This window comes from Paraburkholderia sp. BR10936, assembly GCF_040965735.1.
Taxonomy (GTDB): domain Bacteria; phylum Pseudomonadota; class Gammaproteobacteria; order Burkholderiales; family Burkholderiaceae; genus Paraburkholderia; species Paraburkholderia nodosa_A.
Window position 1 is genome coordinate 131,904 of record NZ_JBFRCM010000008.1, and the last position, 16,806, is coordinate 148,709.

Here is a 16,806-nt window from a genome sequence, read left to right on the forward strand (position 1 = left end):
CGCCGCGCGATCGCGCCGATGAGGCGGTTATAGCGACGTGCCCTTGACGAAGGATTCCTTGCGGCCGCGCATCGTCTCGATACGTTCGGCGACGAGCGCGAGGTCCGCATCGGAACCTGGCAGATCCAGATGCTCCGCGCCGACGGTGAGCACCGGCGCATGATCGTAATGATAGAAAAAATCGTTGTAGCTGTCGCAGAGCGCCCGCAGGAACGCACTCGAAATAGCCAGCTCGCGCGGCAATGCCCGCTTCTGGATGCGCGCGTACAGCGCCTCGGGGCTCGCCTGCAGATAGACGACGAGGTCGGGCGTGGGCGCCGATGAGGTCAGACGCGAGGCGAGCGCGCGGTAGAGCGGCAGTTCGTCTTCGGCGAGTGTGAGACGTGCGAACAGATCGTTGCGTTCGGCAAGGAAATTCGTCACGAGCGGCACGCCCGCTTCGCGGCGCGCGGCGACGTCGCGCGAAAGTTGCTCGCGCTGCAAGGCGATATGCAACTGCGCCGCGAGCGCGTGCGACGAGGGCGCGGTGTCGCGATACACGCGTTCCAGAAACGGATTCTCGGCGTTCGATTCGAACAGCGTCTGCATCGACCAGCGTTCGGCCAGACGCGTCGCGAGCGTCGTCTTGCCCGCGCCGATCGGCCCTTCGATCACGATGTACTGGAGCGCGGCCGGTCGCGTGGCACGCGCGCTGACGACGGGCAGGGGTGTCGTGCTCATCGGCAGTTGCCGGAGCCGGAGGGCGGCGTGTCCGGTGCTGGCGCCACACCCATGCACTGGCACAACGGCTTGACCTTCTCGATGCGCTGGGCGGCCACGGCGGCGAGGAACGCGCTGGCGGGCCCCTGGCCCGGAATCACGAGTTCGGGATCGATCTCGACGAGCGGCACGAGCGCGAATGCGCGGCCCGTCATGCGCGGATGCGGCACGACGAGGTCGGTTTCGTCGATGGTGGCGTCGCCGTAAAGCAGGATATCGATGTCGAGCGTGCGGGGCGCGTTGCGAAAGGGGCGCTCCCGGCCGAAATGATGTTCGACGCGCTGGCACAGGCCGAGCAGCGCGTGAACGTCGAGACTCGTCTCGATCTTCACGACGCAGTTGTAATAGTCGTCGCCGCCCGCGTCGATGGGCGCGGTGCGGTACAGACTCGATTTGGCGACGACGGTGAGGGTGTGCTGTTGTGCAAGGCACACCACCGCGTCTTTGAGGGTTTGGCGCGCATCCCCCAGATTCGCGCCAATTCCCAGCCAGGCAACCGTCATGGCTTCACTTCCTGCGACTTTTGTTGCGGTTCGACGCATGTGCGCCGCGGCAAGCCGCGACGCCGCACGGCGTCAGTCCTCGTGCGGACCGGCGTGGCCGTCATAGTCCGCACTGCTGGCTTCATGCACATCACCGGCAGCGCCGGCTTCCGATACAGCACCTTCGCCCGTTCTGCGGCTCTTCGCGCCGCCGCGGCGGCGGCGTTTGCGCGGCGAGCGCTCCTTGCCGCCCTGCGCGAGAAGCGTCTCGCGCTCGGCGTTGTCGCCGGAAATGAAGTCCGTCCACCATTGGCCGACTTCGGCGTCCAGCTCGCCCGATTCGCAGCGCAGCAGGAGGAAATCATACCCCGCTCTAAATCTTTGGTGTTCCAGCAGCTTGATCGCGCCGCGGCCACGTTTTTCGAGGCGCAGCTGCAGGCCCCAGATCTCGCGCATATCCGACGAAAAACGACGGTGAATCGCCAGTTTTTCCGTTTGCGCGTCGATGACGTCGTCCATCGCGCGATGCAGCGCCGGCACGGGCAATTCGCCTTCGGCCGTGTATTGCTGCCAACGTTGCTGCACGTCGTGCCACAGCAGCGTGGCGAACAGGAAGCCCGGCGAGACCGGCTTGCCTGCACGTACGCGCGCGTCGGTGTTCGACAGCGCGAGCGTGATGAAGCGCTCGCCTTGCGGCTGTTCGAGCACCACGTCGAGCAGCGGCAGCAGGCCGTGATGCAGCCCTTCCTTGCGCAACCACTTGAGGCACTCGAGCGCGTGGCCCGAGAGCAGCAGCTTGAGCATTTCGTCGAAAAGACGCGCGGCCGGTACGTTGTTGATGAGGTCCGCGAGCTTCACGATGGGGTCGCGCGTGTGCTCCTCGATCTCGAAGCCGAGCTTCGCCGCGAAACGCACTACGCGCAGCATGCGCACCGGATCTTCGCGATAGCGCGTGGCCGGGTCGCCGATCATGCGCAGCAGGCGCGCGCGCATGTCGGCCATGCCGTTGTGGTAATCCAGCACGGTTTGCGTGGCCGGATCGTAGTACATCGCGTTGATCGTGAAGTCGCGGCGCGTGGCGTCTTCGTGCTGCTCGCCCCAGACGTTGTCGCGCAGCACGCGGCCGCTCGCATCGACGTGGTGCGTCTTGCGGTCGAGCTCGTCGCGGCGCATGCGCTTTGCGGGCGCCGGAGCGGGCGCTTCGGCGTCCGCAGGCGGCGCATCCACGAGCGCGCGGAACGTCGAGACCTCGATGATTTCCTGGCCGAACTGCACGTGCACGATCTGGAAGCGCCGGCCGATGATGCGCGCGCGGCGGAACAGCTTCTGCACCTGGTCGGGCGTGGCGTCGGTGGCGACGTCGAAGTCCTTGGGCGCCACGCCGAGCAGCAGATCGCGCACCGCGCCGCCGACGATGAACGCGCGGAAGCCCGCCTGCTGCAGACCTTCGGTCACGCGCACGGCATTGCGCGAGATGAGCGCGGGATTGATGCCGTGGACGTCGGCGGAAAGGATGACGGGCGTGGCCGGATCGGGCGTGCCCTTGCCGGCGCGCGGCTTCGAAGTCTTCTGCGCGCTGGCCGGCTTGCGGCGCGCGCGGGTGCTGCCGGCGAGCGCGGTTGCGCCTTCATGCGAGGCCGTGTCCGGATCGGCGGCGGGGGCTTCGGTGTCTTGCGCCGCTTCGGCGTCGTCCTGGCCGAACAGCTTGCGGATGAGTTTCTTGATCACTGGGCTTGGAACAAATCGAGAATGCGCCAGCCCGCTTGTTGCGCGTGAGCGCGCAGGGTGTCGTCGGGGTTGGTGGCGATCGGGTCGGTGACGTTTTCGAGCAGCGGAATGTCGTTGTGCGAGTCGCTATAGAAGTAGCTGTGCTCGAAGTCCGAAAAGCGCTTGCCGAGCGAGGCGAGCCATTGCTCGACGCGCACGATCTTGCCTTCGCGGTAGCTCGGCGTGCCCGTCGGGCGGCCGGTGAAGGCCGAGGCCGGATGGCCGTCCACGGTTTCGACTTCGCACGCGATCAGCTTGTCCACGCCGAACACCTCGGCGATGGGCGCCGTGATGAATTCGTTGGTGGCCGTGACCACGCAGCAGAGGTCGCCCGCTTCCTTGTGCTTTTTCACGAGCTCGACTGCGCTTGGCAGGATGGTCGGCTTGATCACCTCGTGCATGTACTGGTCGTGCCATTCCTTCAACTGCGCGCGCGAATATTTTGCGAGCGGCGTGAGCATGGCGACGAGGTAAGCGTGGATGTCGAGCTTGCCGGCCTTGTAGTCGGCGTAGAAGCGGTCGTTTTGCTCCGCAAAGCGCTCGCCGTCGACAATGCCGAGCTTCACCATGAAGCGGCCCCATTCGTGGTCGCTGTCGGTGGGGATCAGGGTGTGATCGAGATCAAAAAGTGCAAGGTTAGCCATGGGCGCTCATTTTACTTGAAGCGGGAGACGCCGTTGCCGCCGCCGGCGGGCGGCGTCGGCGCGGCGGGGTCCGCGGGGGATTCGGGGCCTGCAGGCGCGTCGTTCTGGGCGGGCGCGTTGTTCCCTTGCGATGGCGATGTATCGGACGCATCGGGCGTCGACGGTGTCTGTCCCGGCGTCTCGCCCGGGTTTGTCTCGGGTGCAGCGGTGCCGGCGGGCGGATCGAGGTCGCCGCGCAACTCGCCGGTCATCTCGTTGCTCACGTCGGCATCGACTTCGCCCTTGAGTTCAGTGCCCAGTTCCTTGTGGACGACATGACGATATTTGGCCCCCAATTCGCCTTCGACGTTGTCGGTCGGCTTGTCGAAAGGCACGGGCGTTGGCGGGCGCGCCTGCAACGCCGGCGGTTTCGGCGCCTCATAGGGCTGGGCGTCGTCGGGCCCGGCGGCGGGGGCTTCCGGCTCGCTCGGGAAGAGCGACGGCTCCTCGCCTTCTGCGGAGGGCGTGGAGGCCACCGCGTTGCCGCTGGCCTCATCTTCGCCCGCGTCACTCGCGTCGTCCGTTTCTGCCGGCTCTTCGGCGGACAATTCTTCGTCCGTCGGCAATGCGCTCGCGACGCTCACCAGATCGCCCACGCCCTTCGCGAGCATCGCGCGCAACAGCGGCAGCGTCACCGCGCGCTTCTGTTCGAGCGAGAAGCGGTCGAGCGCGTCGAGCAAGCCCATCAGGCTCGGCATGTCGCGCCGGAAATGCGTGAGCAGGTAGGCGGGCACGTCGTCGGCGAGCGCTATGCCGCGCTCGCGCGCCGCGAGCTTGAGGATGGCCGCCTTGCCTTCGTCGGAAAGCGGCGCAAGGTGGAACACGAGGCCCCAGCCGAGGCGCGTGCGCAGGTCCTCGCGCACGGCGAGACCCATGGGCGGCGCGTTGCCCGTCGCCACGAGCGCGCAGGCGGGGTAAGAGCGCACCTCGTTGAACAGGTTGAAGAGCGCGATCTGCTGCGCGCCCGAGAGCGAATCGCAGTCGTCCACCGCATAGATCGTCACGCGCGGATCGAACGTGAACGCCGCCAGCGCGCTTTGCGGGCCCAGATACCGCACATGGCCCGGCGGCGCTTCGTCGGCGAGTGCGTGCAGCAGGTGGCTGCGCCCGTTGCCGGGCTCGCCCCAGACATAGAACGTGCGATCGGCGATCGGGCCCGCCGTGAGCGCCGCGTCCAGACCGCGCAGGCGCGCGACCAGCTCGGCGTTGGCGCCGATATGGAAGTTGTCGAAGGTCGATGGCGGCGGGGTGCCGAGATCGAGCGTTAACTGTCGCTGCACGGTGTGTCTGGACGGAGTCGGTTCTAGTAAAGCGTGCTCTCGTGAGAACCACGGAGATCACTGGGCCGCGGCCGCCGCAGCACGATGTCGAAGGCGAGCGCGATCCCGGTCCCGATAACGGCCCGACGCTGGTACGGTGCGTAATACGGTGTGTTGTGCGGCAAAACTCGGTTTCCGGTTGTGGGGCACAGGCGAGGCGCGTTCCAAATCTCGCTCCACCCGCGGCGGCGGGGCGCCGTCAATCGGTTAAAATCGCATTTTACCGACCTTCTGGCGCTTCCCCATGAATCAACCGAAATCCGGCCCCGCTAATCAGGCACAGTCGCAGGACCAAGGCCTCTCCTACGCCGACGCTGGCGTCGACATGGTCGCGGGCGACGCGCTCGTCGATCGCATCAAGCCGTTTGCGAAGAAGACCCTGCGCGAAGGCGTGATGGGCGGCATCGGCGGATTCGGCGCGCTCTTCGAAGTGCCGAAGAGGTACAAGGAGCCCGTGCTCGTCTCGGGCACCGACGGCGTGGGCACCAAGCTGCGCCTCGCGTTTCATCTGAACAAACACGACACGGTCGGCCAGGATCTCGTCGCGATGAGCGTGAACGACATCCTCGTGCAGGGCGCCGAGCCGCTGTTCTTCCTCGACTACTTCGCCTGCGGCAAGCTCGACGTCGATACGGCGGCCACGGTCGTGAAGGGCATCGCGCAAGGCTGCGAGCTGTCGGGCTGCGCGCTGATCGGCGGTGAAACGGCCGAAATGCCGGGCATGTACCCCGACGGCGAATACGATCTCGCCGGCTTCGCGGTGGGCGCGGTCGAAAAGAGCAAGATCATCGACGGCAGCACGATCGCCCCGGGCGACGTGGTGCTCGGTCTCGCCTCGAGCGGCATTCACTCGAACGGCTTCTCGCTCGTGCGCAAGATCATCGAGCGCGCGCAGCCGGACCTCGCCGCCGACTTCGACGGCCGTTCGCTCGCCGACGCGCTGATGGCGCCCACGCGCATCTACGTGAAGCCGCTGCTCAAGCTGATGGAAACCATCACGGTCAAGGGCATGGCGCACATCACGGGCGGCGGCCTCGTCGAGAACATTCCGCGCGTGCTGCGCGAAGGCCTCACGGCCGAACTGAACCACGCGGCATGGCCGCTGCCGCCGCTCTTCACGTGGCTGCAAAAGCATGGCGGCGTGGCCGATGCGGAAATGCACCGCGTGTTCAACTGCGGCATCGGCATGGCCGTGGTCGTGGCGGCGGATCAAGCCGACGCCGCTGCCTCGCTGCTGGCCGCCGCGGGCGAGCAGGTGTGGAAGATCGGCGTGGTGCGCGAAAGCAGGGAAGGCGAAGCGCAGACCGTGGTGGTCTAAGCCTCACGCGTTGCCGCGAAAAAAATGCCCGCCATCGACTGGCGGGCATTTTAGCTTTTCGGCGCCGCGTTTGGCGTTACAGCACCGTGCGCACGTGCCACAGCTCGGGAAAGAGCACGACATCGAGCATCTTGCGCAGATACGGCGCGCCATTCGTGCCGCCCGTGCCCTGCTTGAAGCCGATGATGCGCTCGACCGTCGTCACGTGGCGGAAACGCCACTGACGGAACGCGTCTTCGAGATCGACGAGCTCTTCGGCCATCTCGTACAAATCCCAGTACTCCGAAGGATTACGGTAAACCTCCAGCCACGCCGCCTCGACCGTCGCGTCGTGTTCGGTCGGCAGGGTCCAGTCGCGGTTCAGGCGCTCGGGCGCGATCGCAAAGCCGCGCCGCGCGAGCAGGCGAATCACTTCGTCGTAGAACGAGGGTGCTTCGAGCGTCGCTTTCACCTGCTCGAAAATCTCGCCCCGATGCTCGTGCGGCTTGAGCATCTGCACGTTCTTGTTGCCGAGCAGGAACTCGATCTGCCGATATTGATACGACTGGAAGCCCGACGACGCACCGAGATACGGCCGCATGGCCGTGTATTCGGAGGGCGTGAGCGTCGAGAGAACGCTCCACGCCTGCACGAGCTGCTCCATGATTCGCGAGACGCGCGCGAGTTGCTTGAACGCGGGCGGCAGCGCGTCGCGGTGCACGTTGGCGAGCGCCGCGCGCAACTCGTAGAGCGCGAGCTTCATCCACAGCTCGCTCGTCTGATGCTGCACGATGAACAGCATCTCGTTGTGGTCGGGCGAGAGCGGATGCTGCGCACCCAGCACCGCGTCGAGCGCGAGGTAGTCGCCGTAGCTCATCGACTTCGAGAAGTCGAGCTGTGCGTCGTGCCAGCCTTCGCCTTCGCCTTGTGCCGCGGGCGCTTGCGCAGCGGAAGCGGGCGCGGCGGCGCCGTGTCCGAACGGGCAGCCGCCGCGTGCTGCGCTGTGGGTTTCACTCGTGGTTTCACCCGCGTCGGGCATGCCCGGGATTTGCATGTGATCGTTCATCTGCCGCTCCTCAGGTCACCGCGCCGCGCTCGGCGAATTCGGGCTTGCGCCAGGACTCGGTGGCGAGCACGTCACGCAGCGTTTCCACGGCGTCCCACACATCGACGTAACGCAGATACAGCGGCGTGAAGCCGAAGCGCAGCACGCGTGGCTCGCGATAGTCGCCGATCACGCCGCGCGCGATCAATGCCTGCATCACCTCATAGCCGTGCGGATGCTCGAAGCTCACGTGCGAGCCGCGCTCCGCGTGAGCGCGCGGCGTGACGAGCGTGAGGCCGTATGCCTTGCAGCGCGTCTCGACCAGTTCGATGAAGAGATCGGTGAGCGCGAGCGACTTGCGGCGGATCGCCTGCATGTCGGTTTGCAGGAACACGTCGAGACCGCACTCGACGAGCGCCATCGAAACGATCGGCTGCGTGCCGCACAGATAGCGGCCGATGCCGTTGTCCGGACGATAGACGGGGTTCATCTCGAACGGCGACTTGTGGCCCCACCAGCCCGAAAGCGGCTGCGAGAACGCATCCTGATGGCGCTTGGGCACCCACACGAAACCGGGCGAACCGGGGCCGCCATTGAGGTACTTGTACGTGCAGCCCACCGCGTAGTCGGCGTTCGCACCGTTCAGGTCCACGGGCACGGCGCCCGCCGAATGCGCGAGATCCCACAGCGCGAGCGCGCCCTGCGCGTGAATATGCTCGGTGAGCGCGCGCATGTCGTGCATCTCCCCCGTGCGGTAGTTCACGTGCGTGATCATCGCGACGGCCACGTCTTCGCGGATCGCGGCACGCAACTCGGACGGATCGTCGACGAGGCGCAGTTCATAGCCGCGGTCGAGCTGCTCGATGAGGCCTTGCGCGATGTACAGGTCGCTCGGAAAGTTCGAGCGCTCGGAAACGATCACGCGACGCTTCGGGTCGCGGGCGTTCTGCACGCGCAGCGCGGCGGAGAGCGCCTTGAAGAGGTTGATGGAGATGGTGTCGGTGACGACGACTTCGTCGTCGGCCGCGCCGATCAGCTTCGCGAGCTTGTTGCCCAGACGCTTGGGCATGGCGAACCAGCCCGCCGTGTTCCAGCTGCGGATCAGGCCTTCGCCCCATTCGCCGCCGATCACGGCCTGCGCGCGCGCCGCCGACGCCGAAGGCGGCACGCCGAGCGAGTTGCCGTCGAGATAGATGGTGCCGGCCGCGAGCGTGAATTGCTCGCGCAGGGCGGCGAGCGGATCGGCGCGATCGGCTGCCTGGGCTTCGTTGCGGTCGTTCATGTCTACGTTTCTGTGTCTGGCTAATTGAGGGGGTTCAGTTGTCGGCGGCCGCAGGCAGTTCGCGTAGCACGGCGCGCACGGGGCTGGCGTCGAGCGTCGCGAACTTCAGCGGCAGTGCAATGAGTTCGTAGTCGCCGGGCGCGATGTCGTCGAGCACGACGCCTTCGAGGATCGCCATGCCATGGGCGCGGATACGGTGATGCGCGTCCATCGTCTTCGATTCCTGCGGGTCGAGCGAAGGCGTGTCGATGCCGATGAGACGCACGCCGTGCGCGGCGAGCAGATCGATCGTTGCCGGCGCGACGGCGCAAAACTTGCTGTCCCAGCGGTCCTGCGGCGCGTGCGCGTAGGTACGCAGCAGCACGCGCGGCGGGATGCCGGGCAACGCGCCTTCCACGTGTTCGGGCAGCACGAGCGGCGCGGCGCCCACGCAATGAATGACGCGGCACGCGCCGATATACGTGTCGAGCGGCACTTCGCCGATCGGCGCGCCTTGGGCGTCGTAGTGCAGCGGGGCGTCGGTGTGCGCGCCGGTGTGTGGCGACAGCGTCACGCGCGCGACGTTGACCGGCGAGCCCGCCTCCATGCGCCACACGCGCTCGACGCCAACGGGCGTATCGCCGGGCCAGACGGGCGTTTCGGGGTGAATCGGCGGGGAAATGTCTTTGATCTTGGTCATGTCAGTGGCGTCTTGCGTTTGCTTTGTCTCCTGTCGGCCGCACTCAGTGCGGTCCCAAGCAAGGCTGATGCTTCGAATGATAGGCAACCCTGCGCGAAATGTGCTTGCAAAAAAACGCCGCAAACTTCGGTTGTTGGCACATAATTTGGCTTAAGACGGGAATGGAGACCAAATATGAACGCAATCTCGCTTGATGCTACCGATTGCCGTATTCTCGCCGTGCTGCAGAACGAGGGGAGGATCAGTAATCTCGATCTGGCGGAGCGTATTTCGCTTTCGCCGTCGGCGTGCCTGCGCCGTTTGCGGCTGCTCGAGGAGCAAGGTGTGGTGGAGCGCTACCGCGCGAGCCTGAACCGCGAGATTCTCGGCTTCGAGATGGAGGCGTTCGTGCAGGTGTCGATGCGAAACGACCAGGAGAGCTGGCACGAGCGCTTCGTCACGGCGCTGCGCGACTGGCCGGAGGTGGTGGGGGCGTATGTGGTGACGGGCGAGACGCACTACCTGTTGCGCGTGCTCGCGCACAACCTCAAGCACTACTCGGACTTCGTGCTCAACAAGCTGTACAAGGCGCCGGGCGTGATGGACATCCGCTCGAACATCGTGCTCACGACGCTCAAGGTGGAAGTGGGCGTGCCGGTGGACCTGATCGCGCAGCGCGAGCCGAAGAGCGCGTCGGCATAATCGGGAAAGACGGGGCGCGCGCCGCGCCGTATCAGAGCGACTGGAGCTGGTGGAACGCGCCGCCGTGGAACACGAGCGGCGAAGCGTCCGTGCCGTCCTCGCGCACGCCGCAGCGCTCCACTTCCCCGACGAAGATCACGTGGTCGCCTTCGTCGTAGCGGCTGCGGTTGTGGCACTCGAACCACGCGATCGCGCCGTCCAGCACGGGCATGCCGGTGTCGCCGGCCGCGTGCGAGACGCCCTCGAAACGGTCGCCCTTCACCGTCGCAAAGCGCTTGCACAGGTCGAGCTGCGACGCAGCGAGCACATTGATCACATAATGGCTGTTCGAGCGGAACACGGGCATGGATGCCGAGCGCGTGGCGAGGCTCCACAGCACGAGCGGCGGATTGAGCGAGACGGAGTTGAACGAGCTGGCCGTGATGCCGATGAGCGTGCCGTCGGGCGCGCGCGTCGTGATCACGGTCACGCCGGTGGCGAACTGGCCAAGCGCGCGGCGGAATGCGCCGTCGTCGAAATTGGGCGGGCTGGCGCGGCGGGTCATCGGTGCTGGCCTTCACGGGCCGCGCGCGTGGCGGCGGGAGCGGGAATCGGGATCAACGTCATGTGGAAATTCGGCGAATTGTCACAATTTTAGCGGAAGCGGCCGATGGCGGGTCGCGCGGGCACCGGGCAGTGGTGTCCGCAATGAGGTCCGCAATGGCGTCCGCAGTCACGATCAAAGGAGCGAACAGCATGAGTCAGACAGTCGAAACGGCCACCCTGGGCGGCGGATGCTTCTGGTGCCTGGAGGCGGTGTATCTGCGCGTGGAGGGTGTGAGCGCGGTGGAGTCGGGCTACGCCGGCGGCCACTTGGCGAACCCGAGCTACGAGCAGGTCTGCGACGGCGACACCGGCCACGCCGAGGTCGTGAAGGTGGACTTCGATCCGGCGAAGATCACGTATCGCGAGATTCTCGACATCTTCTTCGCGATTCACGATCCGACGCAGCTGAACCGCCAGGGCAACGACGTGGGCACGCAGTACCGCTCGGCGATCTTCACGCACTCGGAGGCGCAGCGCGAGACGGCCGAGCAGGCGATCCGTGAGCTGGCCGCTGAAGGCGTGTACGACGGCAAGATCGTCACTCAGGTGCTGCCGCTCGACGGCAACTATTTCCCCGCCGAGGCGTATCACCAGAACTACTTCGCGCAGCACCCGAACCAGGGCTATTGCTCGTTCGTGGTGGCGCCGAAGGTCGCGAAATTCCGCCAGAAGTTCGCGCACCGGCTCAAGGCTGAATAAGCTTCAAGTGGCGCGCGGCGGTTTCGTTGCCGTTGCGCGCCTCAGTCTTCCTTTTCTTCTTCTGTTTGCGCGCCGGGCGGCGTTTCCTCCGGCGTCGCATCACATGCGGCGTGCGGCGCCAATTCCCCGCGCAAGCGTTCCATCTCGTCCGCAATCGCCCGCGCGAGCTTCGCGCAGGTGAGCGGCGCCGATCCCTCCGCCTTGTTGTTCGTCGTGATCAGCACGGGCTGGCCGGCCATCGCGTAGCGCGCGGCCAGTTCCGCGAGCGTCACGCGCGTGTGCGGGTCTTCGTCCACCAGCTTGTCGAACGGCTCGTAGCGCGCCTTCGCCTGCTCGTACTTGAAGCCGCTGTGCAGGCTCCAGCGCACGATCAGCGGGCCGGCCGGGGTTTCGCCGTCCATCAGCGCGAGCGCGGCGGCCTGGCGCAACGGGTCCGGCATGCGGGCGTGCAGGCCTACGCAGTAGCGCACGCCCGCGGCGCGCAGTGTGCGCACGAAGCGCGGCGTGAGCAGGATGGCGTCGCGGATCTCGATGGCGTAGCAGGGACCGTCGCCGGCTGCGGCCGGATCGGTCGTTTGGGGCAGCGGCGGCAGCGCGGCGAGGAAGGCGGTTAGCCGCTCGACGAACGCCGCTGGCTCAGCCAGCAACTGATCGGGCAGCGGCGGGAACTGGAACACGAGCGCGCCGGCCTTGCTGCCGAGGCCCGCAAGGCAAGGCTCGACGAATTCGCGCGCGGCCAGTTCCGCGTTGAGAAAGCACGGGTTCGCGGAAACAGGTTCGCCACGCTCGCCGCGCACGCTGGCGTCGGTGACGAGCGCCGGCGCCTTCACGATGAAGCGGAAGTGGTCCGGCACCTGCTGCGCGTAGCGCAGGTAATCGGTGACGGTGAGCGGCGCATAGAACGAGCGGTCGATGCTCACCGAGCGCAGCAGCGGATGCGCGCCGTAGGCCGAGAGGCCGTCACGGGCAAGTTTCGACTGGCTGTAATCCTCTCCGTAGACGATGCCGCGCCACCCCGGAAACGACCACGACGAGGTGCCAAGGCGCACGCTCGCAGGCAGCGCGGCGGCGACGTCGAGCGTGTCTTGCGTGGCTACGGCGGGCAGCACACCGCGGCCGCGGCGTTTGGGAGCGTCGGCGTTGGGCGTGGGCTTTTTCCGCAGTTTTTCGCGCGGTACGCCATCTTCGCGCGCTTCGATTTCGCCGTCGTTCTCGCGCGTGGCGCGGGCAGGGCGCTGGGTAGCAGGCTTCGTCGCAGGCGCGCTCGCCGGCGCCGCGAAGCCGAACAAGTCAGGCTGCGGTTCGGCTTCGGCTTCGGCTTTCGGCGTGTTGCGGCGCGCAGCCGGGCGGGCGGCCAGATGCGCGCCCGGCTGGGCCGCGTTGGGGCTGGGGTCGTTGGCCGACCCGCGTGTGCTGTCGCCAAACAGGTCGTGGCCTTCGTCGCGTTCGTTCATGCAGTGGCGTCGCGCTGTGGCGTCGTGATGGCGGTCGTTGGGGCGAAGCCGCCCGGGCCGTGCGCAACTGCGGGAACAGTCGATATGCCGGCGGCGCGGCAAACCGCGCCGCCGCCTGCGTCAGAGCGGCTTCTCGTACATATACCGGCGCGACCACGGCAGCGTGCTCGCGCTGCGGCCGGCCTTGCGGCAGACGATCTGGAAGATCGACACGTCGTCGTGCTCGAACGCGTACGCGCAACCCGCCAGATAAACGCGCCAGATGCGGAACTTTTCGTCGTCGACGAGCTGTTTCGCTTCCTCGGCGCGCGCCTCGAAATTCTCCGCCCACAAATCGAGCGTGTGCGCATAGTGACGGCGCAGGCTTTCCACGTCAACCGCTTCGAGGCCGCCGTGCTGCGCCGCCTGGAGCGCAAGGCCGATGTGCGGCAGCTCGCCGTCGGGGAACACGTAGCGGTCGATGAACTCGCCGCCGCCCAGCGCCGTTTCGCCGGATTCGGCGTCCGACGAGGTGATGCCGTGGTTCATGGCGACGCCGTCGTCGGCGAGCAGGTCGTGGACCTTGCGGAAATAGCCCGGCAGATTCTTGCGCCCGACGTGCTCGAACATGCCCACGCTCGTGATGCGGTCGAATTCGCCCTGGATGTCGCGATAGTCCTGCAGGCGGATCTCGATACGGTCTTCGAGGCCGGCCGCCTTCACACGCGCCGTCGCGAGATCGAACTGGTTCTGCGAGAGCGTTACGCCCACGCAGCGCGCGCCGAACTTCTGCGCCGCGCGCAGCACGAGCGCACCCCATCCGCAGCCGATGTCGAGCAGCGTGTGACCTTCCTTCACCTGGATCTTGGTGAGGATGTGGTCAATTTTCTTGAGCTGGGCGGTGGCGAGGTCTTCGTCGCCGTTTTCGAAGTACGCGCACGAATAGACCATGTTCTCGTCGAGCCAGAGCTGGTAGAACTCGTTCGAGACGTCGTAGTGGTACTGGATGGCCTGCTTGTCCGTGGACTTCGAGTGCGTGAAATAGCGGCGCACGCGTGCGAGCTTGCTGGCGCTCGTGACGGTGTTGCGCGCGAGCGAATAGCTGATGTTGATGATGTCGGCGAGCTTGCCTTCGATGTCGATCTTGCCCTTGACGTAGGCCTCGCCCAGGTTGTCGAGGCTCGGCGTGAGAAGAAGCGGCAGCGCCGACGCGCTATTGACCTTGAGCGTGACCCGAGGCGCGGCGAAGTGGCCGAAGTCGTATTGCTGGCCGCTCCAGAGCACGAGGCGGGCGGGCAAGTCGGCCTTGCTGCGTACTTCTTCTACCCACTGTGCGAGTTTTTTCTCCCAGAACATGCGTTTCTCTCCATGTCAGATGAACGATTGAAGCCCAACGACAAAAGCGAATTGCGATGCAGGTTTTTTGGCAACAGCGTTACGGCGACAGCGAAGTACTGAACGACATACAACGAAAGCGGTGAGACGAAAACCCGACGGGGGCGGCGTAAGTGCGGTAAGCGTGTCACGCCGCGCATGCGCTCAGGGCGCGAGACGCTCGATGCGCCAGGCCACATTCGCGTTCTCACGCGTGTAGCGGATACGGTCGTGCAGGCGCGACGGGCGGCCTTGCCAGAACTCGATGGCCTCCGGGACGAGCCGGTAACCGCCCCAATGCGGCGGGCGCGGCGGCGTCTCGCCATACTGCGCGGCGATTTCGCGCTCGCGCGCTTCGAGCGTCTCGCGGTTCGCGATCACCGTGCTTTGCTCCGAGGCCCAGGCGCCAATGCGCGAGCCGAGCGGGCGCGAGTTGAAGTAGGCGTCGCTTTCCTCTGCGCTCGTGAGTTCGACCTTGCCCTCGATGCGGACCTGGCGCTCCAGCTCGATCCAGTGAAAGAGCAGCGCCGCATGCGGATTCGCGCTCAGCTCGCGGCCCTTGCGGCTCTCGTAGTTCGTGAAGAATACGAAGCCGCGCTCGTCCACGCCCTTGATGAGCAGGATGCGCGCGGCGGGGCGGCCTTGTGCGTCGACTGTGGCGACCGTCATGGCGTTGGGCTCGGGCAGCTTCGCGTCGAGCGCCTGGGCGAACCAGGTCTGGAACTGGCGGATCGGATCGGGATCGACGTCGGCGGCGTCGAGCGAGCCGAGCGAATAGGTCTTGCGGAGATCGGCGAGGGAGGTCATCTTTTATGCAGACGCTTCAATGCGGACAAGTATATCGAAGAGACAGGAAGCAGGGGCCCGGCCAGGGGTGCCCGGCTGGGGCCTCCGGGCCTCATTCGGCGCGATCAGGCAAAATACGGGTCTTGCGAGGACCGCGACAGCAGCGTGCGACCGGTCCGCTTACGATTGCTACCGTCATGTCCAGTACCCCGATTTCCCCTGCCGCCGGCTCTGTCGATCTTACCCCGAGCCCCGCCGACGATGTTGCCGATCGCGCCCGCCGATTCGGCGGAATCGCGCGGCTTTATGGCGCACCCGCGCTCGACGCGTTCGAGCGCGCCCACGTTGCCGTGATCGGCATTGGCGGCGTGGGCTCGTGGGCCGCCGAGGCGCTCGCGCGCAGCGCGATCGGCACGCTCACGCTGATCGACCTCGACAACGTGGCCGAGAGCAACACCAACCGCCAGATCCACGCGCTCGACGGCAACTACGGCAAGCCCAAGGTCGAGGCCATGGCCGAGCGCATCAAGCTCATCGACCCGGCCTGCGACGTGCGTCTCGTCGAGGATTTCGTCGAGCCGTCGAACTTCGATGCGTTGCTGGGCGGTGGCTTCGACTACGTGATCGACGCCATCGACAGCGTGCGCACCAAGACCGCGTTGATCGCCTGGTGCGTGGAGCACCGCGTGCCGCTCATTACGGTGGGCGGCGCGGGCGGGCAGCTCGACCCCACGCGGATTCGCATCGACGACCTCGCGCTCACGATCCAGGACCCGCTGCTCTCCAAGGTGCGCGGCCAGTTGCGCAAGCAGCACGGCTTTCCGCGGGGGCCGAAGGCGAAATTCAAGGTGAGCGCGGTGTATTCGGACGAGCCGCTCATCTATCCCGAGGCGGCTGTGTGCGATATCGACGCCGAGGCCGAGCACGTCACCACATCGCCGGGGCATCACGGTCCGGTGGGGTTGAACTGCGCGGGCTTCGGTTCGAGCGTGTGCGTGACGGCGAGTTTTGGTTTCGCGGCGGCCTCGTACGTACTGCGAGCGTTGGCGCATCAAGCCAGCGGGCGTTGAAGGCGAGCGCCTGGAACGCAAGAAAGCGTGCCTTTTAGGCACGCTTTCGTATCGAGGTGGAAAGCGAACGAACCGCGCGCGTCGGCCGCCTTATTCGACCGCTTCCGCTTCGTGCAGGCGCGGCAGCAGACGATCGAACTCGCGGCGCACGAGACCGTAGCACTCGCATGCGCGCGCTTCGAGGCGCTTGCGATCGAGTACGCGGATCTTGCCGCGGCTGTGATGGATCAGACCTTCGTCATGCAGCTTGCCGGCTGCTTCCGTGACGCCTTCGCGGCGCACGCCGAGCATGTCGGCGATCAGTTGCTGCGTCACGCTCAGATCGTTGGAGTCGACGCGATCCACTTCGATCAGCAGCCACCGGCACAGCTGCTTGCTCAGCGAGTGGTGGCGGTTGCAGGCGGCCGTCTGTGCGACCTGCGTGAGCAGCGCGTGCATGTAAAGCAGCGTAACGCGACGCAGGAGGTCCGAGCGCGCAAACTGCTGCTTGAGCGCCTGTGCGCTGATGCGGTACGCGAAGCCCGAACTTTGCACCTGCACGCGGTTCGGCATCGTTTCGCCGCCGGTCAGCACAGGCACGCCGGTCATGCCTTCCCGGCCCACCGCTGCAATTTCGACGGAACTGCCGTCTTCCATTGTCGTGAGCATCGAGATGACGGCGGTCGTCGGAAAGTACACGTGATGAATACGCTGGCCGCAATCGCAGAGCAGCTGTTCAGTGCGCAGTTGAACGAGTTCAAGATGCGGCGCCAACGCCTGCCACTCGTTTGACGGAAGTGCGCCAAGCAGATGATTGCCGTGCAAATCGGATTGAAGGGTCAACATGATCGGTCCTCGCGTAAAGCGGCGTGTGCCGCCTCCTGTT

The 16,806-nt window shown here is 66.2% G+C and carries 16 protein-coding genes and 1 pseudogene; 4 read left to right on the top strand and 13 right to left on the bottom strand.

Translation table 11 applies throughout. The features are described 5' to 3' along the window. Window positions 1-27 precede the first annotated feature (27 nt). From AB4Y36_RS18595 to hda, 5 genes and pseudogenes are all read right to left on the bottom strand, one after another. Entirely contained in the window at window positions 28-720 is a 693-nt protein-coding gene (locus tag AB4Y36_RS18595; RefSeq protein ID WP_069267780.1) for a deoxynucleoside kinase, read from the bottom strand. Beyond that, on the bottom strand, window positions 717-1,262 hold the full coding sequence (folK, locus tag AB4Y36_RS18600) for a 2-amino-4-hydroxy-6-hydroxymethyldihydropteridine diphosphokinase (protein WP_342947698.1): 546 nt from the start codon (window positions 1,260-1,262) through the stop codon (window positions 717-719). The genes AB4Y36_RS18595 and folK overlap by 4 nt, the downstream gene beginning before the upstream one ends. 72 nt (window positions 1,263-1,334) lie before the next feature. After that, window positions 1,335-2,969 carry a polynucleotide adenylyltransferase PcnB gene (pcnB, locus tag AB4Y36_RS18605; protein ID WP_342947699.1) on the bottom strand — a complete coding sequence of 545 codons (1,635 nt, stop codon included), beginning with the start codon at window positions 2,967-2,969 and terminating at the stop codon, window positions 1,335-1,337. Continuing rightward, a complete protein-coding gene (locus AB4Y36_RS18610) occupies window positions 2,966-3,652 on the bottom strand; it encodes an HAD family phosphatase (RefSeq protein ID WP_069267777.1) in 687 nt (228 codons plus the stop codon). Before AB4Y36_RS18610 ends, pcnB begins: the two co-directional genes overlap by 4 nt. A 641-nt stretch (window positions 3,653-4,293) precedes the next feature. Further along, a pseudogene (gene hda / locus AB4Y36_RS18615) lies at window positions 4,294-4,971 on the bottom strand (DnaA regulatory inactivator Hda); the annotation flags it as partial. Window positions 4,972-5,254: 283 nt separating this feature from the next. On the opposite strand from hda, the gene purM reads away from it, so the two are divergent. Continuing rightward, window positions 5,255-6,328, top strand: a complete 1,074-nt coding sequence (purM, locus tag AB4Y36_RS18620) for a phosphoribosylformylglycinamidine cyclo-ligase (protein ID WP_342947701.1) — start codon at window positions 5,255-5,257, stop codon at window positions 6,326-6,328. Between the two features lie 76 nt (window positions 6,329-6,404). Here the strand turns inward: purM and kynA are convergent, their stop codons facing one another. From kynA to kynB, 3 genes are read right to left on the bottom strand one after another with little or no spacing between them, the layout of a single operon-like run. After that, window positions 6,405-7,373, bottom strand: coding sequence for a tryptophan 2,3-dioxygenase (gene kynA / locus AB4Y36_RS18625; RefSeq protein WP_368683766.1), 969 nt, complete (start codon window positions 7,371-7,373; stop codon window positions 6,405-6,407). 10 nt (window positions 7,374-7,383) lie between these two features. After that, window positions 7,384-8,634 carry a kynureninase gene (gene kynU / locus AB4Y36_RS18630; RefSeq protein ID WP_368683767.1) on the bottom strand — a complete coding sequence of 417 codons (1,251 nt, stop codon included), beginning with the start codon at window positions 8,632-8,634 and terminating at the stop codon, window positions 7,384-7,386. A 34-nt stretch (window positions 8,635-8,668) separates the two neighbouring features. Beyond that, window positions 8,669-9,313, bottom strand: a complete 645-nt coding sequence (gene kynB / locus AB4Y36_RS18635; RefSeq protein WP_342947703.1) for an arylformamidase — start codon at window positions 9,311-9,313, stop codon at window positions 8,669-8,671. A 174-nt stretch (window positions 9,314-9,487) separates the two neighbouring features. Here kynB and AB4Y36_RS18640 point away from each other — a divergent pair, with 174 nt between their 5' ends. After that, entirely contained in the window at window positions 9,488-9,994 is a 507-nt protein-coding gene (locus AB4Y36_RS18640) for an Lrp/AsnC family transcriptional regulator (RefSeq protein WP_069267772.1), read from the top strand. A gap of 31 nt (window positions 9,995-10,025) precedes the next feature. Here the strand turns inward: AB4Y36_RS18640 and AB4Y36_RS18645 are convergent, their stop codons facing one another. After that, the gene (locus AB4Y36_RS18645; RefSeq protein ID WP_069267771.1) at window positions 10,026-10,538 is read right to left on the bottom strand and encodes a flavin reductase family protein; all 513 of its coding nucleotides are present in this window, start codon (window positions 10,536-10,538) and stop codon (window positions 10,026-10,028) included. A gap of 191 nt (window positions 10,539-10,729) precedes the next feature. Here AB4Y36_RS18645 and msrA point away from each other — a divergent pair, with 191 nt between their 5' ends. Next, the gene (gene msrA / locus AB4Y36_RS18650; protein ID WP_368683768.1) at window positions 10,730-11,278 is read left to right on the top strand and encodes a peptide-methionine (S)-S-oxide reductase MsrA; all 549 of its coding nucleotides are present in this window, start codon (window positions 10,730-10,732) and stop codon (window positions 11,276-11,278) included. Between the two features lie 41 nt (window positions 11,279-11,319). On the opposite strand, the gene AB4Y36_RS18655 is transcribed toward msrA, so the two are convergent. The 3 genes from AB4Y36_RS18655 to pdxH all read right to left on the bottom strand — a co-directional run bounded on the left by AB4Y36_RS18655 (window position 11,320) and on the right by pdxH (window position 14,892). Then, window positions 11,320-12,732, bottom strand: coding sequence for a DUF72 domain-containing protein (locus AB4Y36_RS18655; protein WP_368683769.1), 1,413 nt, complete (start codon window positions 12,730-12,732; stop codon window positions 11,320-11,322). A gap of 120 nt (window positions 12,733-12,852) precedes the next feature. Further along, window positions 12,853-14,067 carry a cyclopropane-fatty-acyl-phospholipid synthase family protein gene (locus AB4Y36_RS18660; RefSeq protein WP_342947705.1) on the bottom strand — a complete coding sequence of 405 codons (1,215 nt, stop codon included), beginning with the start codon at window positions 14,065-14,067 and terminating at the stop codon, window positions 12,853-12,855. A gap of 183 nt (window positions 14,068-14,250) precedes the next feature. Continuing rightward, window positions 14,251-14,892, bottom strand: coding sequence for a pyridoxamine 5'-phosphate oxidase (gene pdxH / locus AB4Y36_RS18665; protein ID WP_368683770.1), 642 nt, complete (start codon window positions 14,890-14,892; stop codon window positions 14,251-14,253). 176 nt (window positions 14,893-15,068) lie between these two features. Here pdxH and tcdA point away from each other — a divergent pair, with 176 nt between their 5' ends. Next, the gene (tcdA, locus tag AB4Y36_RS18670; RefSeq protein ID WP_368683771.1) at window positions 15,069-15,941 is read left to right on the top strand and encodes a tRNA cyclic N6-threonylcarbamoyladenosine(37) synthase TcdA; all 873 of its coding nucleotides are present in this window, start codon (window positions 15,069-15,071) and stop codon (window positions 15,939-15,941) included. A 90-nt stretch (window positions 15,942-16,031) separates the two neighbouring features. Here tcdA and AB4Y36_RS18675 read toward each other — a convergent pair whose 3' ends face one another. Beyond that, window positions 16,032-16,766: a Crp/Fnr family transcriptional regulator gene (locus AB4Y36_RS18675; protein WP_069267766.1), complete on the bottom strand. Its 735-nt coding sequence runs from the start codon at window positions 16,764-16,766 to the stop codon at window positions 16,032-16,034. Window positions 16,767-16,806 lie beyond the last annotated feature (40 nt).

Excerpts from the sequence above, each read along its gene's own strand:
- AB4Y36_RS18595 (WP_069267780.1), bottom strand. The coding sequence starts at position 720 with ATGAGCACGACACCCCTGCCCGTCGTCAGCGCGCGTGCCACGCGACCG.
- folK (WP_342947698.1), bottom strand. The coding sequence starts at position 1,262 with ATGACGGTTGCCTGGCTGGGAATTGGCGCGAATCTGGGGGATGCGCGC.
- AB4Y36_RS18610 (WP_069267777.1), bottom strand. The coding sequence starts at position 3,652 with ATGGCTAACCTTGCACTTTTTGATCTCGATCACACCCTGATCCCCACC.
- purM (WP_342947701.1), top strand. The coding sequence starts at position 5,255 with ATGAATCAACCGAAATCCGGCCCCGCTAATCAGGCACAGTCGCAGGAC.
- kynA (WP_368683766.1), bottom strand. The coding sequence starts at position 7,373 with ATGAACGATCACATGCAAATCCCGGGCATGCCCGACGCGGGTGAAACC.
- kynU (WP_368683767.1), bottom strand. The coding sequence starts at position 8,634 with ATGAACGACCGCAACGAAGCCCAGGCAGCCGATCGCGCCGATCCGCTC.
- kynB (WP_342947703.1), bottom strand. The coding sequence starts at position 9,313 with ATGACCAAGATCAAAGACATTTCCCCGCCGATTCACCCCGAAACGCCC.
- AB4Y36_RS18640 (WP_069267772.1), top strand. The coding sequence starts at position 9,488 with ATGAACGCAATCTCGCTTGATGCTACCGATTGCCGTATTCTCGCCGTG.
- AB4Y36_RS18645 (WP_069267771.1), bottom strand. The coding sequence starts at position 10,538 with ATGACCCGCCGCGCCAGCCCGCCCAATTTCGACGACGGCGCATTCCGC.
- msrA (WP_368683768.1), top strand. The coding sequence starts at position 10,730 with ATGAGTCAGACAGTCGAAACGGCCACCCTGGGCGGCGGATGCTTCTGG.
- AB4Y36_RS18655 (WP_368683769.1), bottom strand. The coding sequence starts at position 12,732 with ATGAACGAACGCGACGAAGGCCACGACCTGTTTGGCGACAGCACACGC.
- AB4Y36_RS18660 (WP_342947705.1), bottom strand. The coding sequence starts at position 14,067 with ATGTTCTGGGAGAAAAAACTCGCACAGTGGGTAGAAGAAGTACGCAGC.
- pdxH (WP_368683770.1), bottom strand. The coding sequence starts at position 14,892 with ATGACCTCCCTCGCCGATCTCCGCAAGACCTATTCGCTCGGCTCGCTC.
- tcdA (WP_368683771.1), top strand. The coding sequence starts at position 15,069 with ATGTCCAGTACCCCGATTTCCCCTGCCGCCGGCTCTGTCGATCTTACC.
- AB4Y36_RS18675 (WP_069267766.1), bottom strand. The coding sequence starts at position 16,766 with ATGTTGACCCTTCAATCCGATTTGCACGGCAATCATCTGCTTGGCGCA.